The 14256-nt window shown below is 60.3% G+C and carries 13 protein-coding genes; 6 read left to right on the forward strand and 7 right to left on the reverse strand.

Annotated elements, in window-relative coordinates; all coding sequences use genetic code 11:
- Nucleotides 1–119: 119 nt before the first annotated feature.
- Nucleotides 120–911, forward strand: a complete 792-nt coding sequence (gene tcdA / locus ACSAMW_RS19175; RefSeq protein ID WP_500591632.1) for a tRNA cyclic N6-threonylcarbamoyladenosine(37) synthase TcdA — start codon at nt 120–122, stop codon at nt 909–911.
- A gap of 73 nt (nt 912–984) precedes the next feature.
- Here the strand turns inward: tcdA and ACSAMW_RS19180 are convergent, their stop codons facing one another.
- The 4 genes from ACSAMW_RS19180 to ACSAMW_RS19195 are packed head-to-tail and all read right to left on the reverse strand — an operon-like array spanning nt 985 to nt 4060.
- Nucleotides 985–1389 (reverse strand): SufE family protein, encoded by a 405-nt coding sequence (locus tag ACSAMW_RS19180; RefSeq protein WP_500591633.1) that lies wholly within the window; start codon nt 1387–1389, stop codon nt 985–987.
- Nucleotides 1386–2591, reverse strand: a complete 1206-nt coding sequence (locus ACSAMW_RS19185; protein ID WP_500591634.1) for an aminotransferase class V-fold PLP-dependent enzyme — start codon at nt 2589–2591, stop codon at nt 1386–1388. Before ACSAMW_RS19185 ends, ACSAMW_RS19180 begins: the two co-directional genes overlap by 4 nt.
- A gap of 53 nt (nt 2592–2644) precedes the next feature.
- Nucleotides 2645–3679 carry a 2,3,4,5-tetrahydropyridine-2,6-dicarboxylate N-succinyltransferase gene (gene dapD / locus ACSAMW_RS19190; RefSeq protein ID WP_500591635.1) on the reverse strand — a complete coding sequence of 345 codons (1035 nt, stop codon included), beginning with the start codon at nt 3677–3679 and terminating at the stop codon, nt 2645–2647.
- A gap of 33 nt (nt 3680–3712) precedes the next feature.
- Nucleotides 3713–4060, reverse strand: coding sequence for an ArsC family reductase (locus ACSAMW_RS19195; RefSeq protein WP_500591636.1), 348 nt, complete (start codon nt 4058–4060; stop codon nt 3713–3715).
- 366 nt (nt 4061–4426) lie between these two features.
- Between ACSAMW_RS19195 and katB the strand changes: the two genes are divergently transcribed.
- Complete coding sequence (gene katB, locus ACSAMW_RS19200) at nt 4427–5956, forward strand: catalase KatB (RefSeq protein ID WP_500591637.1); 1530 nt, start codon at nt 4427–4429, stop codon at nt 5954–5956.
- 37 nt (nt 5957–5993) lie between these two features.
- Here the strand turns inward: katB and dapC are convergent, their stop codons facing one another.
- Genes dapC through map form a run of 3 tightly spaced genes read right to left on the reverse strand, consistent with a single transcriptional unit; the run spans nt 5994 to nt 10730 of the window.
- Nucleotides 5994–7193, reverse strand: a complete 1200-nt coding sequence (gene dapC, locus ACSAMW_RS19205) for a succinyldiaminopimelate transaminase (protein ID WP_500591638.1) — start codon at nt 7191–7193, stop codon at nt 5994–5996.
- Between the two features lie 13 nt (nt 7194–7206).
- On the reverse strand, nt 7207–9909 hold the full coding sequence (locus ACSAMW_RS19210; RefSeq protein WP_500591639.1) for a [protein-PII] uridylyltransferase: 2703 nt from the start codon (nt 9907–9909) through the stop codon (nt 7207–7209).
- 35 nt (nt 9910–9944) lie between these two features.
- Nucleotides 9945–10730 carry a type I methionyl aminopeptidase gene (map, locus tag ACSAMW_RS19215; RefSeq protein ID WP_500591640.1) on the reverse strand — a complete coding sequence of 262 codons (786 nt, stop codon included), beginning with the start codon at nt 10728–10730 and terminating at the stop codon, nt 9945–9947.
- 287 nt (nt 10731–11017) lie between these two features.
- On the opposite strand from map, the gene rpsB reads away from it, so the two are divergent.
- The 4 genes from rpsB (at nt 11018) to frr (ending at nt 14250) form a co-directional block, all read left to right on the forward strand.
- Nucleotides 11018–11761, forward strand: a complete 744-nt coding sequence (gene rpsB / locus ACSAMW_RS19220) for a 30S ribosomal protein S2 (RefSeq protein ID WP_168082200.1) — start codon at nt 11018–11020, stop codon at nt 11759–11761.
- Between the two features lie 155 nt (nt 11762–11916).
- On the forward strand, nt 11917–12780 hold the full coding sequence (gene tsf, locus ACSAMW_RS19225) for a translation elongation factor Ts (RefSeq protein WP_500591641.1): 864 nt from the start codon (nt 11917–11919) through the stop codon (nt 12778–12780).
- Between the two features lie 172 nt (nt 12781–12952).
- On the forward strand, nt 12953–13693 hold the full coding sequence (pyrH, locus tag ACSAMW_RS19230; RefSeq protein ID WP_168082196.1) for a UMP kinase: 741 nt from the start codon (nt 12953–12955) through the stop codon (nt 13691–13693).
- Nucleotides 13693–14250 carry a ribosome recycling factor gene (gene frr, locus ACSAMW_RS19235; protein WP_168082194.1) on the forward strand — a complete coding sequence of 186 codons (558 nt, stop codon included), beginning with the start codon at nt 13693–13695 and terminating at the stop codon, nt 14248–14250. Before pyrH ends, frr begins: the two co-directional genes overlap by 1 nt.
- The last annotated feature ends 6 nt before the right edge of the window (nt 14251–14256 follow it).

The following is a 14256-nucleotide window of genomic DNA, read 5'->3' on the forward strand; positions in this document are numbered from 1 at the left end:
GTGCGTGAACAGCTGAAACCAGGCGGCCAGGAAAGTTGCCCTGTCATGAAGAATATCGGCGGCGGGTTTGCCTTGTCGCCACTATCCGTATAATTGCCGCCTGATCAATGAGGTAAGCAATGAGCAGTGACGATCCAAGGTTTGGCGGGGTAGCTCGCCTGTATGGCGTAGCTGGCCTGGCACGATTGCAGGGTGCCCACGTGGCCGTGGTGGGGGTGGGCGGCGTGGGGTCGTGGGCCGCCGAAGCCTTGGCGCGCTCGGGCGTGGGTGAAATTTCCCTGTTCGACCTGGACGACACCTGTGTGAGCAATACCAACCGCCAGTCCCATGCCTTGGCCAGCACCATCGGCCAGCCCAAGGTGGAGGTATTGGCCCAGCGTTTGCGGGACATCAACCCTGCCTGCAAGGTGCACGCGGTGGTGGACTTCGTGACCCAGGAGACCTTGGCCGACTACCTGACCGACCAACTGGACTATGTACTTGAATGCATCGACAGCGTGATCGCCAAGGCTGCTGTGATTGCCTGGTGCAAGCGACGCAAGCTGCCCATCGTGACCACAGGGGGCGCGGGGGGCCAAGTGGACCCTACCAAGATCGACATCGTGGACCTGAACCGTACCTGGAATGACCCACTGGCCTCCCGGGTACGGTCCTTGTTGCGCAAAGACTACGGCTTTTCCCGCAACACGTCGCGCAACTATGGCGTGCCCTGTGTGTACTCCACCGAGCAGTTGCGCTATCCCGCTGCGGACGGGACCGTCTGCGCGACCAAAGCGTTTGTAGGGGAAGGCGTGAAACTGAACTGCGCCAGTGGTTTTGGCGCCGTGATGATGGTCACGGCTACGTTTGGCATGGTGGCGGCCAGCCGGGTAGTGGATAAGCTTGTGTCGGGCGTTGGCCGGCCGCAGTAAGCGGTAGCGCCGTTCGTGGTTGCAGGCGGGCGCCTACTCCCTCATCAGAAGGGTTGGGCTGAATATTCCGGCCTCACCCAGCAATGGCTTTTATACGCTGCAGCACGGCATTGAGCCCATTGCTGCGCGACGGAGTAAGCTGGCGTTGCAACCCTAGCCCCTCAAACCAGGCTCCCAGGTCTACGGCTTGCAGCTCATCCGTCCCAAGCCCGTTCACCCGCACCAGCAACAGGGCCAGCAAACCGCGCAGCAACCGGGCGTCGGTGTTAGCGCGGAAATGCCATTGCCCGTTTTCCTGCGCACCGGCCAGCCACACCTGGCTCTCACAGCCGTGTACCAGGTTCCTGTCGGCCTGGTCTTCCGGGGCCAGGGCTGGGAGGTGGTTGCCTTCCTGCATCAACAGCCGGGCACGGGCCTCCCATGAACTACAGCCCGCGAACCGCTCTACGGCCGCGAGCGCTTGCGGGGACAGGCTCATAGCAGTAGCTCCAGGGCGCGGTCCAATGCCTCGAAAAAGCGCGACAGGTCGCTGGAATCGTTGTACATCGCCAGGGACACCCGTATCGCTCCATTCAGCTCCAGGCCCTTGAACAAAGGCATCGCGCAGTGCTGGCCTGCGCGTATGGCAATACCCTGGTCGGTTAGCAGGTGGGCCAGGTCAGCGTTGTGTACACCTTTGACCCAAAAACTGGCCAAGGCGCTGTCTGGCGTACCCAGTACCTGAATGTCGTCGCGGTCATGCAGCCCGCGCAGCAGTTGCTGGTGAAGCGCCTGCTCATGGGCCAGCACGGCGCTGCTGTCCAGAGACCCGAGCCAGTCCAGGGTAGCGCCCAGTGCAATCACGCCGGCAATGGGTGGCGTACCGGCTTCGAAGCCTAACGGGGCAGGGTGGAAGCTGGCGTGATGGTAGCCGGCCTGGTGCACCATTTCCCCACCGAACTGCCAATGGCGCAGCCTACCCAACGCCTCGCTGCGACCATACAACACGCCTACCCCTTCCGGGCCATACAGCTTGTGGCTGGAAAACACGTAGAAATCACAGCCTAGAATGGTCACGTTCTGCCGGCCATGCACTACACCTTGAGCACCATCGACCACGGACAGCGCGCCGTGCTCGCGAGCCAGCGCCAGCAAGGGGGCCAGTGGCTGTGCCGTGCCCATCACGTTGGACAGTTGGGTAACGGCCACAACCCGAGTGCGTGGCCCAATCAGGGCCTGGGCCTGGGCCAGATCGACCCGACCATCGGTATCCACAGGCAGAATCACCAGCCGGGCGCTGCGCCGCTGCGCCAGTTGCTGCCAGGGCAGCAGGTTGGCGTGGTGCTCAAGGGCGCTGACAACGATTTCATCGCCTTCGGCCACCTCGTGCTCCAGCCCATAGGCCAGCAGGTTAAGCGCCGAGGTGGCGCCATGGGTGAAGATTACCTGGGCGGGAGCGTTGGCCTGCAGCCACTGGGCAACTTTCTCGCGGCTTTCCTCGAACGCCTGGGTGGCGAGTGCACCGGGCAAATGCTGCGCACGGTGCACGTTGGCAGCACCATGGGCGTAGTAATGGGCCATCGCATCCAGCATGGCCTGTGGCTTTTGCGTGGTGGCGGCGCTGTCCAAGTAGGTTTGTTGCTGCCGCTCCAAGGCGGCGATTGCGGGAAACTCGCCCCGCCAGGGAGATGGCTGAAACATGTTTTTAGGCCTTGGTGCCGGAGCGGGGAGCAACGCCGCCCCGGCTACCCTCATCAGTTATGGGCGTGCAGCGCTTCGTTCAACTCGATGGCCGACTTATGCGTTTTGCATTCCACCGCGCCGGTTTCGGAATTGCGACGGAACAGCAGGTCATTCTGGCCAGCCAGGTCGCGTGCCTTGACGACCTTGACCAACTGGTTGGCGTCATCCAGCAGGCGCACTTTCGTACCCGCGGTAATGTACAGGCCTGCCTCCACCGTATTACGGTCGCCCAGCGGTATGCCGATACCGGCATTGGCGCCGATGAGGCAGCCTTCACCCACCTTGATCACAATGTTGCCGCCGCCGGACAGCGTACCCATGGTAGAGCAGCCGCCGCCCAGGTCCGACCCTTTGGCCACGAATACGCCAGCCGACACACGGCCTTCGATCATGCCTGGGCCTTCGGTGCCGGCGTTAAAGTTCACGAAGCCTTCGTGCATGATGGTGGTGCCTTCACCGATGTACGCGCCCAGGCGAACCCGTGCGGAATCGGCAATACGCACGCCGGCCGGCACCACGTAGTCGGTCATTTTCGGGAACTTGTCTACCGAGAACACTTCCAGTAGCCGCCCCTTCAGGCGTGCTTCGAGCTGCAGTTCGGCCAGCTCGGCCAGGTCCACAGCGCCTTGGCTGGTCCAGGCCACGTTGGGGAGCAGCGGGAAGATGCCGGCCAGGTTCAGGCCGTGGGGCCGTGCCAGGCGATGAGACAGTAGGTGCAGTTTGAGGTAGGCCTCTGGCGTGGAGGTCAGTGCTGCGTCTTCGGCCAGCAGCGTGGCTACCAGCGGCTTCTGGCTTTCGGCCAGGCGGGTGAGCAGCGCGGCTTGTGCCGGGTCGATGGCCTTCAAGGCTTCAGCCAGTTGCGAGGCCTGAGTGCTGCTGAACGTAATGGCCTGGTTGCCGCCGGTGTAGCCCAGGGGGCCACTCACCGCATCGACCAATGCCTGGGAAGGCGAAACCAGCGGTTGCGCGTAGAACACTTCCAGCCAGTTGCCTTGACGGTTCTGAGTGCCAACGCCGAAGGCCAGGCTGAACAGGGTAGTAGACATGCACGATTCCTCTTGAAGGGCGGGGCCGGCTGATCAGCTCAGGGCCGCCGCGTAGTGATCTGGCTTGAACCCCACCAGGGTGCTTTCACCCAGGTCGAGTACCGGGCGCTTGATCATGGAGGGCTGGGCCAGCATCAGGTCGATTGCCCGTGCCTGGTCCAGGCCTGCCTTGTGGGCGTCCGGTAATTTGCGAAAGGTGGTGCCCGCACGGTTGAGCACGGTTTCCCACCCGTGGGCATCGCACCAGCGCTGCAGGTGCTCGCGGTCGATGCCTTGGGTTTTGTAGTCATGAAAGGCGTAGGCGATGCCGTGGTCGTCGAGCCAGCCACGGGCCTTTTTCATGGTGTCGCACGCCTTGATGCCGTAAAGAGTGTAAGCCATGGGACGCAGCAGCCGCCTGGGCAGGCGCTTGCCTGTACTCCGAATTGAAGGGTTGTGAAGTATGCGGCATTAGCCTTTTTAACGCCATGACTATGTACTTCGATAGGCGCTACTGTGCATTGGTCATAAAAGTGTGTATTTGTGTGTACAACATTCCATACGCTGTGAGGCCATATTCAAGTAGTTGGGGCCTGTCAATACTTCAATCTATCTATGCGTGCGCGTGTAGCACGGATGGCTTACTTAGCCTGAACGTTTTTATGCATCTGGTAGATAGAGAGGTTTGATTATAGTTTCAGCCGGTCCGCTCCCTAGGATTCATAGGCAGCCGCTGTGAGCTGCTTATAATTGTCCATGAGGGATACCATGCTACTTTCCAGCTTTAATGGCAGAGCCTTCACTGCGGTTGCAGTGGGTGCCCTGGCGTTTTCTCCGGCCTTTGCCGATACCCTGACCCGGGATAACGGCGCCGCAGTAGGTGACAATCAGAATTCGCAGACGGCAGGGGCTAACGGCCCTGTGCTGCTGCAGGATGTTCAGCTGATTCAGAAACTTCAACGCTTTGACCGTGAGCGCATCCCGGAGCGTGTGGTGCATGCGCGTGGCACCGGAGCAAAAGGTGAGTTCACCGCGACGGCAGACCTTTCAAGCCTCACCAAAGCCAAGGTGTTCACCCCAGGGGAGCACACCCCGGTATTTGTCCGATTCTCCGCCGTGGTGCATGGCAACCATTCGCCAGAGACCTTACGGGACCCGCGTGGCTTTGCGACCAAATTCTACACCGCCGATGGCAACTGGGACCTTGTAGGCAACAACTTCCCCACATTCTTTATTCGCGATGCCATCAAGTTCCCGGACATGGTACATGCGTTCAAGCCAGACCCACGTACCAACCTGGATGATGACTCGCGGCGTTTCGATTTCTTCTCTCATGTGCCCGAAGCCACGCGCACACTTACCCTCTTATACTCTAACGAGGGCACGCCCGCCGGCTATCGGTTCATGGATGGCAACAGTGTCCATGCCTACAAGTTCGTGAACGATAAAGGCCAGGTGCATTACGTCAAGTTCCACTGGAAAAGCCTGCAAGGTATAAAGAACCTGGACCCTGCCCAAATGGCCAAGGTGCAGTCAACCGACTACAGCCACATGACCCATGACCTGGTAGGTGCCATCAAGCAGGGCGACTTCCCGAAATGGGACCTGTACATTCAGGTGCTCAACCCCGAAGACCTGCCTACGTTTGCCTTCGACCCGCTGGACGCGACCAAGATCTGGCCGGATGTGCCAGAGCGCAAGGTCGGGCAGATGGTGCTGAACAAGAACGTAGACAACGTGTTCCAGGAAACCGAGCAGGTGGCCATGGCACCGTCCAATGTGGTGCCAGGCATCGAGCCGTCCGAGGACCGTTTGCTGCAAGGCAGGTTGTTCTCTTATGCCGACACCCAGATGTACCGTATTGGTGCCAATGGCTTGAGCCTGCCAGTCAACCGGCCGCGTGATGGCGTGAACAATGGCAACCAGGACGGCAGCCTGAACAGTGGGCATACCACTACCGGTGTTAACTACGAGCCCAGCCGCTTGAACCCACGGCCGAGCCAGGACAGCGCCCGCTACAGCCAACTGCCGCTTACCGGTACTACGCAGCAGGCAAAGATCCAGCGTGAGCAGAACTTCAAGCAGGCCGGCGATCTGTACCGTTCCTACAGTGAGAAGGATCGCAAGGACCTGATCCAGAGCTTCGGTGAGTCCTTGGCGACCACAGACGCCGAGAGCAAGAACATCATGCTCTCCTACCTGTACAAGGCCGATCCGGAATACGGAACAGGCGTTACAAAAGTGGCCAAGGGCGACATGGCCAAAGTGAAGGCACTGGCGGCGCAGCTGCAGGATTGACGCCTGCCCAGGCTTACCCTCTGAAACCGGGGTAAGCCTATCGGCGTGCTTTCACGAATGCCCGCACCCGCTGCGCCGCCTCGATGCACTCGGCCAGCGGGGCCACCAATGCCATGCGTACGCGATTGGCCCCCGGATTTACCCCGTTGACCTCGCGGGAAAGGTACGAACCCGGCACCACGGTGACGTGCTGTTCGCAGAACAACTCACGGCAGAAGGCTTCATCCCCCATGGCTACGCCTGCCCAGAGGTAGAAGCCACCATCCGGCCGCTGTACATCCAGCACCGGGCCGAGGATGTCCAGCACGGCACCGAACTTTTCCCGGTACAGGTCGCGGTTTTCGCGTACGTGGGCTTCGTCCTGCCAGGCGGCGATGCTTGCCAATTGGGTTGGGATGGACATGGCGCAGCCGTGGTAAGTGCGGTACAGCAGGAACGCTTTGAGAATATCCGCATCACCAGCCACGAAGCCTGAGCGCAGGCCGGGCAGGTTGGACCGTTTGGACAAGCTATGAAACACCACACAGCGCTTGAAGTCCGAACGCCCCAAGGCAGCACAGGCGCTGAGCAGGCCAGGCGGTGGCGTACCTTCGTCAAAGTACAGTTCGCTGTAGCACTCATCGGCGGCAATGATGAAATCGTGCTGGTCGGCCAAGGCAATCAACCGCTTCAGCGTATTCAGTGGAATCAGCGCGCCGGTCGGGTTGCCCGGCGAGCACAGGAACAACACCTGGCAGCGGTCCCATACCTGAGCAGGTACCGCATCGAAGTCCGGGTTGAAACCCTGCGCTTCGAGGCAGGGCAGGTAATGGGGCTGCACACCCGCCAGAATCGCAGCCCCCTCGTAGATCTGATAGAAGGGGTTAGGGCTGACGATCAGCCCCTCCTGGTCCCGCTCGGCGACGGTTTGCACGAAGGCAAAGAGCGCCTCGCGGGTGCCATTGACCGGCAGCACGTGGCGCGCAGGGTCCAGCCAACTGGTGGGGATGCCGAAGCGCTGAGCGCACCATTGAGTGATGGCTTCGCGCAGCGCAGGCAGGCCGGCCGTGGTGGGGTACACGGACAGCTTGTCCAGGTTGTCTGCCAGTGCCTTGGCAACAAAGGCCGGCGACGCATGCTTGGGCTCGCCGATGGACAGTGCGATGTGTGCCTTGCCCTCGGGTGGCTGCGCGCCGGCCATCAGGGCGCGGAGCTTTTCGAACGGGTAGGGCTGCAGGTGGCTAAGGGCTTGGTTCATCGGTAGCTCGGCTTCAGATGCTTAAACGGGACAATTCGATGCCTTGCGGCTGGCTTACGCTGAGCTGTTCGACGATGGCGTCTTGCAGGCGCAGGCACAACTGCGGGTCGGACAATGGCTGGTTGTTGGCGTCGGTCAGGAAGAACACGTCTTCTACACGTTCACCCAAGGTGGCGATTTTTGCGTTCTGCAGGGACAGGTCGAACTCCAGGAAAATCTTGCCCAGGCGGGCCAGAAGGCCGGGGCGGTCTGGTGCGCTCAGTTCCAGGATGGTCACTGGCCGCTGTGCATCAGTCAGGATGGTCACCCGGGGGGCGAAAGCGAAGTGCTTGAGTTGGCGCGGCACGCGGCGCTGGATGATGGTGGGGTAGTCATCCGGATTGCGCAGCGCGTCGGTGAGGCCTTCGCGAATCTGCTGGATACGCTGTGGATCGTCGCCAATGGAGCCGCCGTCGTTGTTCAGCACAATGTACGTGTCCAAGGTGAACTGGCTGCTGGACGTAATGATGCGGGCGTCGTGAATGTTCAGGTTCAACTGGTCCATGGCCGCGACGGTCACGGCGAAGAAGTCGTGCTGGTCCGGCGCATAGATGAAGATCTGGCTGCCGCCCTCGAAGTCCCGTTGGGTGGTTTCACGGATCAGTACCAAGGGGCCGCCATCGGCCGGTTGCTGCAGAATGGCATCGGTATGCCAGGCCACGTCTGCCGAGGTATGGCGCAGGAAATAATCATCGCCCAGCTGGCTCCACAGCTGCTCCACGTCATCCTGGTCCGTCCCGCCACGCACCAGCGTGTCCAGTGCGGCGGCCTGGGTCTGGCGAATCTGCTCCTCGCGGTCGAGCGGGTTTTCCAGGCCCCGGCGCAGTGCGCGCTTTGTTTCGGTATACAGTTGGCGCAGCAGGCTGGCCCGCCAGGAGTTCCACAGGCTGGGGTTGGTGGCGTTGATATCGGCCACCGTCAGCACGTAGAGGTAGTCCAGGTGCGTTTCATCCCCCATCAGCTGAGCGAAGTCATGGATGACCTGGGGGTCAGACAGGTCTTTGCGTTGGGCCGTGGTGGACATGACCAAGTGGTTCTGCACCAGCCACACAATCAGGCGACTGTCCCAGGGTGGCAGCTGATGGCGGGCGCAGAACGCCTGCGCATCGATGGCCCCCAGCTCGGAATGGTCACCGTTACGGCCTTTGCCGATGTCGTGGTACAGCCCCGCCATGTAGATCAGTTCAGGCTTGGGGAGCTTGCCCATTAACTTGCTCGCCAGGGGGAACATCTCCGAGACCGGCGTGTATTGCAGTTTGCGCAAGTGCTTGATCAGGTTCAGCGTGTGCGCATCCACGGTATAGATGTGGTAGAGGTCATGCTGCATCTGGCCCACGATATGGCCAAACTCGGGCAGGTAACGCCCCAGAATGCCGTAGCGGTTCATGCGCCGCAGGTTGCGATGAACCCCTTTTTCGCACTTGAACAGCTCCACGAACAGGCTGGTATTGCGCAGGTCATGCCGGAAGGCGTCGTCGATCAGGTGACGGTGCTCGCGCAGCAGCCGAATGGTGTCTGCACGCACGCCCTTGATCTCGGGGTTCTGCGCCATCAGAACGAATATTTCCAGAATGGCGAAGGGGAACCGGCGGAAAATATGAGGTGCCGTGGCTTCTATGTAGCCGTCATGCAACTGGAACCGGGTATTGATAGGCGTAATGCATGTGCCTGCGTCTGCTGCCAGAATTTCTTCTTCGAAATGCTGGATGATCAAGTCGCTCAACTTGGCGATACGCATGACCACACGGTAATACCTTTGCATCAGCGCTTCGATGGCAAGCCTGGCATCGCTGTCCTGGTAGCCTAATAGCTCTGCAATTCGCCGCTGGTAGTCGAACAGCAGGCGGTCTTCGGAGCGCCCGGCCAGCATGTGCAGTGCATAGCGTACCTTCCAGAGGAATTCCTGAGAGGCTGCCAGCAGGTCACCTTCGTTTTCCAGCAAAAACCCTTGGCCTGCCAGCGCCTGCAGGTTCAGCGTGCCGTACTGGCGCCGGGCAACCCACAGGATGGTCTGGATGTCCCGGAGCCCTCCAGGCGAGCCTTTCACGTTAGGCTCCAGGTTGTATTCGGTGTCGTTGTATTTATGATGCCGCGCCTGCTGCTCGGCACGCTTGGCCAGGAAAAACGCCTTGCTGGGCCACATGCGGTCGGGTGCCGTCACTTCCAGCATGCGTTTGCGCAAGCGTTCGGGGCCAGCAATGGTACGGCTTTCCATCAGGTTGGTGATCACCGTCAGGTCCGCTTCGGCCTGCTCGGCGCATTCTTCGATGGAGCGAACACTCTGGCCGACCTCCAGGCCGATGTCCCAGAGCAGTGTCAGAAAGCGCTCGATGGAATCCCGGAATACTTCGTGATCGGCATGTTCCAGAAGGATGAGCAGGTCGATGTCCGAGTAGGGGTGCAGTTCGCCGCGCCCGTAACCGCCTACGGCTACCAGCGCAATATCGGCTTCTTCATTCCATTCGAACTGGTCCCAGGCCTGCTGGAGGATGTTATCCACGAACCAGGCCCGGTCTTCAACCAGCCGGCGCACGTTGCGGCCTGCCGCAAAGCGTGCGTCCAATACCTCACGGGCCCGGCGAATGGCCTTCTTGAACGCCGTCACAGGGCTGGCCTTGAGCGCCAATTCCGCCTGGAACTGCCCGCGATCAAACAATTCCGGGTCCACCTGGGGCATTAATAGCCTTCCTTTTATAGGGCAGGCGCAGCCTGTTACTGCGCAGAGGTGCGGGGCAGGGTGTCGTCCTGGCGCAACGTAAGGATTTCATAGCCGTCGGCGGTCACCAGTATGGTGTGCTCCCACTGGGCCGACAGTTTGCGATCCTTGGTGATTGCGGTCCAGCCATCGCCCAGCAGGCGGGTATCGGCCTTGCCCTGGTTGATCATCGGCTCGATGGTGAAGATCATGCCTTCCTTGAGCGCGATGCCAGTGCCGGCGCGGCCATAGTGCAGCACCTGAGGCTCTTCGTGGAAGACCTTGCCAATGCCGTGGCCACAGTATTCGCGCACTACCGAAAAGCCGTTCTTCTCGGCATGCTTCTGGATAACCTCGCCGATGTCACCCAGGTGGGCACCGGGGCGCACCACTTCGATGCCCTTGTACATGCATTCCTGGGTCACGCGTGACAACCGGGTGGCCCACTCGGGCACGGTGCCCACGTGGAACATGCGGCTGGTGTCGCCGTGGTACCCGTCCTTGATGACGGTGATATCGATGTTCAGTACATCGCCGTCCTTCAAAGGCTTTTCGTTGGGAATGCCATGACACACCACATGGTTGATGGAAGTGCAGATGGACTTGGGGAAGCCCTTGTAATTAAGGGGCGCCGGGATGGCCTTCTGTTCGTTCACGATGTAGTCGTGGCACAGGCGGTCCAGTTCGTCGGTGGTAACCCCAGGCTTCACATAGGGCTCGATCATTTCCAGCACCTCAGCGGCCAAGCGGCCGGCGACGCGCATTTTCTCGATGTCCTCGGGGGTCTTGATGGTTACGGTCATACAGGCTCTCTGGGCACCTTTGGGTGCGGTATCAATGTGCAAGGCCGTGATTCTACCATAGGCCAGGGGCTGGGAACCGTGCATGGGGAAGGGGGTACGGTTACGCACCCGCGTTGCGGTTTCTCTTTGCCCGATTGTGTGATATAAAGTGCGCCGCTTTGCGGGGGTGCCCGCAGGGCTTAACCCACACACGTATCGACACGATGACCTGGGTGCCCAGGCCGCAAGGCCGTGGGTTGGATCATTGGGATACGTGGAGGCCTAACCCGACTTATCAAGGAACTACCATGTCCCAAGTCAACATGCGCGATATGCTGAAGGCCGGTGTGCACTTCGGTCACCAGACCCGTTACTGGAACCCAAAGATGAACAAGTTCATCTTCGGCGCGCGCAACAAGATCCACATCATCAACCTGGAAAAAACCCTGCCGATGTTCAACGAAGCGCTGAGCTTCGTCGAGAAACTGGCCCAGGGCAAGAACAAGATCCTGTTCGTCGGCACCAAGCGTTCCGCTGGCAAGATCGTTGCCGAAGAAGCAGCACGTTGCGGTTCGCCGTATGTGGATCACCGCTGGTTGGGCGGCATGCTGACCAACTTCAAGACCATCCGCGCTTCCATCAAGCGTCTGCGTGATCTTGAAGTACAGGCCGAAGACGGTACCTTCGCCAAGCTGACCAAGAAAGAAGCCCTGATGCGCACCCGCGACCTGGAAAAACTGGATCGCAGCCTGGGTGGTATCAAGGACATGGGCGGCCTGCCTGACGCATTGTTCGTGATCGACGTTGACCACGAGCGCATCGCGATCACCGAAGCCAACAAGCTGGGCATCCCGGTCATCGGCGTTGTCGATACCAACAGCAGCCCAGAAGGCGTGGACTACGTGATCCCAGGTAACGATGACGCCATTCGCGCCATCCAGCTCTACATGGGTTCGATGGCTGACGCCGTCATCCGTGGCCGCAACCATGTTGCGGGCGGCACTGGCGAATTCGTCCAGGAAGCTGCTTCCAGCGAAGCCGCAGAAGGCTGAGTCTGCCGCGCCTGAAAATGGCATGGTAAGCAAAAAGGGGGCTAGGCCCCCTTTTTGCCACCCGCACCGGCCAAGCCGGCATGTTGGGTCCGAATTTCAATGCCCGCCGATGCGCGGGTGGTATGGCCGAAAACCTGTTCGAGAGGATTTTTGAAATGGCAGAAATTACTGCAGCGCTGGTCAAAGAACTGCGCGAGCGTACCGGCGAAGGCATGATGGATTGCAAGAAGGCCCTCACCAAGGCCGGCGGCGACATCGAAAAAGCCATTGACGACATGCGTGCTTCCGGCGCCATCAAGGCTGCCAAGAAGGCTGGCAACGTTGCCGCCGAAGGCGCCATCGCCATCAAGGACGACGGCAAGACCGCTGTCCTGCTGGAAGTCAACTCCCAGACCGACTTCCTGGCCCTGCAGGAAGACTTCAAGGCCTTCGTTGCCAAGGCAGTCGAGCAGGCCTTTGCCGAGAAACTGTCCACCGTCGAGCCTCTGGTAGAAACCATGGAAGCCGACCGTCTGGTACTGGTTGGCAAAGTGGGCGAGAACGTCAACATCCGCCGTCTGGTGCGTGTCGAGGGCGACGTGGTAGGTACCTACCTGCACGGCAACAAGATCGGTGTGGCCGTTGTCCTCAAGGGCGGCGACATTGAACTGGCCAAAGACATCGCCATGCATGTGGCGGCCAGCAACCCCGAGTTCCTGCTGCCATCGGAAGTCTCTGCCGACGCGATCGAGCGTGAGAAGGGCGTGTTCCTGTCGCTCAACGAAGAAAAGATCAAGGGCAAGCCTGCCAACATCGTGGAAAACATGGTGGCCGGTCGCATCAAGAAGTTCCTGGCCGAGGCCAGCCTGGTAGAACAGGCGTTCGTCAAGAACCCGGAACTGACCGTGGGTGCCCTGGCTCAGAAAGCCGGCGCGGAAATTGTTTCCTTCACTTACTTCAAGGTAGGCGAAGGCATCGAGAAGCCCGTCGACAACTTCGCCGATGAAGTTGCCGCACAACTGGCTGCCGCCAAGCAGTAAGACAGGTTCACCTCTGTCACCCCAGAGAGGCTGCCCGCTCACGCGCGCAGCCTCTTTGTCAAAGTAGGACCCGTGGAAGCCGGAAGGCAACCATGGCGGGCACCAGAAGTGCCCAAGGTGCAACACAGGCCAAGGCCTGAACTATTCAAGAACGCCGCAGGAGAGATACGCAATGGCCCAGCAGGTGAGTGGTCGTCAACCTCGCTATAAACGCATTCTGCTCAAACTAAGCGGCGAGGCCCTCATGGGCTCCGAAGAGTTCGGTATCGACCCCAAGGTGCTTGATCGCATGGCGCTGGAAGTGGGCCAACTGGTAGGCATCGGCGTGCAGGTGGGGCTGGTGCTTGGTGGCGGCAACCTGTTCCGCGGCGCGGCACTGAGTGCAGCCGGCATGGACCGCGTTACAGGTGACCACATGGGCATGCTGGCTACCGTGATGAACGGCCTGGCCATGCGTGATGCGCTGGAGCGGTCGAACATTTCCGCCATGGTCATGTCAGCCATTTCCATGGTCGGCGTGACCGATCACTATGATCGCCGCAAGGCTATGCGTCACCTCAACAGCGGTGATGTGGTAATTTTCTCTGCCGGCACTGGCAATCCGTTCTTCACTACGGACTCAGCAGCCTGCCTGCGCGGTATCGAAATCGACGCCGATATTGTGCTCAAGGCCACCAAGGTGGACGGCGTGTACACTGCAGACCCGTTCAAAGACCCCAATGCCGAGAAGTTCGAGCGGTTGACCTACGACGAAGTGCTGGACCGCAAGCTGGGCGTAATGGACCTCACTGCCATTTGCCTGTGCCGCGACCACAAGATGCCGCTGCGGGTCTTCAACATGAACAAGCCTGGCGCCCTGCTGAACATCGTAGTCGGTGGCGGCGAAGGTACCCTGATCGAGGAAGGCATGTAATGATCGACGATATCAAGAAAGACACCAAAGGCCGTATGGACGGCGCCATCAATTCCCTGTCGCATAACCTGGGCGGTATCCGTACAGGCCGCGCGCACCCCAGCATTCTGGAAAGCGTGAAGGTGCCAGCCTGGGGGAGCGAAATGCCGCTCAACCAGGTCGCATCGGTTACCGTTGAAGATGCCCGTACCTTGAAGATCGTTGCTCACGACAAAGACCTGGGCAAAGCCATCGAAAAGGCTATTCTCAACTCGGACCTGGGCCTGAACCCCAGCAGTGCCGGGACCACCATCCGTGTGCCAATGCCCGCCCTCACTGAGGAAACCCGCAAGGGGTACACCAAGCAGGCACGTGGCGTCGCCGAAGATGCTCGCGTGGCCGTGCGCAACGTTCGCCGTGACGCCCTGGCCCAGTTGAAGAAGCTGGTGAAAGACAAGGAAATCAGCGAGGACGAGGAGCGTCGCGCTGCCGATGACATCCAGAAGCTGACGGACAAGTGCGTGGCCGAGGTAGACAAGAAGCTGGAAGAAAAGGAAAAGGACCTCATGGCCGTTTGAGGGCAG

This window comes from Pseudomonas sp. AB39(2026) (genome assembly GCF_059831485.1).

Coding starts and splice junctions, on each gene's coding strand:
- map (WP_500591640.1), bottom strand. CDS start 10,730: ATGACCGTAACCATCAAGACCCCCGAGGACATCGAGAAAATGCGCGTC.
- frr (WP_168082194.1), top strand. CDS start 13,693: ATGATCGACGATATCAAGAAAGACACCAAAGGCCGTATGGACGGCGCC.
- ACSAMW_RS19195 (WP_500591636.1), bottom strand. CDS start 4,060: ATGGCTTACACTCTTTACGGCATCAAGGCGTGCGACACCATGAAAAAG.
- rpsB (WP_168082200.1), top strand. CDS start 11,018: ATGTCCCAAGTCAACATGCGCGATATGCTGAAGGCCGGTGTGCACTTC.
- dapC (WP_500591638.1), bottom strand. CDS start 7,193: ATGAACCAAGCCCTTAGCCACCTGCAGCCCTACCCGTTCGAAAAGCTC.
- ACSAMW_RS19210 (WP_500591639.1), bottom strand. CDS start 9,909: ATGCCCCAGGTGGACCCGGAATTGTTTGATCGCGGGCAGTTCCAGGCG.
- pyrH (WP_168082196.1), top strand. CDS start 12,953: ATGGCCCAGCAGGTGAGTGGTCGTCAACCTCGCTATAAACGCATTCTG.
- ACSAMW_RS19180 (WP_500591633.1), bottom strand. CDS start 1,389: ATGAGCCTGTCCCCGCAAGCGCTCGCGGCCGTAGAGCGGTTCGCGGGC.
- tcdA (WP_500591632.1), top strand. CDS start 120: ATGAGCAGTGACGATCCAAGGTTTGGCGGGGTAGCTCGCCTGTATGGC.
- katB (WP_500591637.1), top strand. CDS start 4,427: ATGCTACTTTCCAGCTTTAATGGCAGAGCCTTCACTGCGGTTGCAGTG.
- tsf (WP_500591641.1), top strand. CDS start 11,917: ATGGCAGAAATTACTGCAGCGCTGGTCAAAGAACTGCGCGAGCGTACC.
- dapD (WP_500591635.1), bottom strand. CDS start 3,679: ATGTCTACTACCCTGTTCAGCCTGGCCTTCGGCGTTGGCACTCAGAAC.
- ACSAMW_RS19185 (WP_500591634.1), bottom strand. CDS start 2,591: ATGTTTCAGCCATCTCCCTGGCGGGGCGAGTTTCCCGCAATCGCCGCC.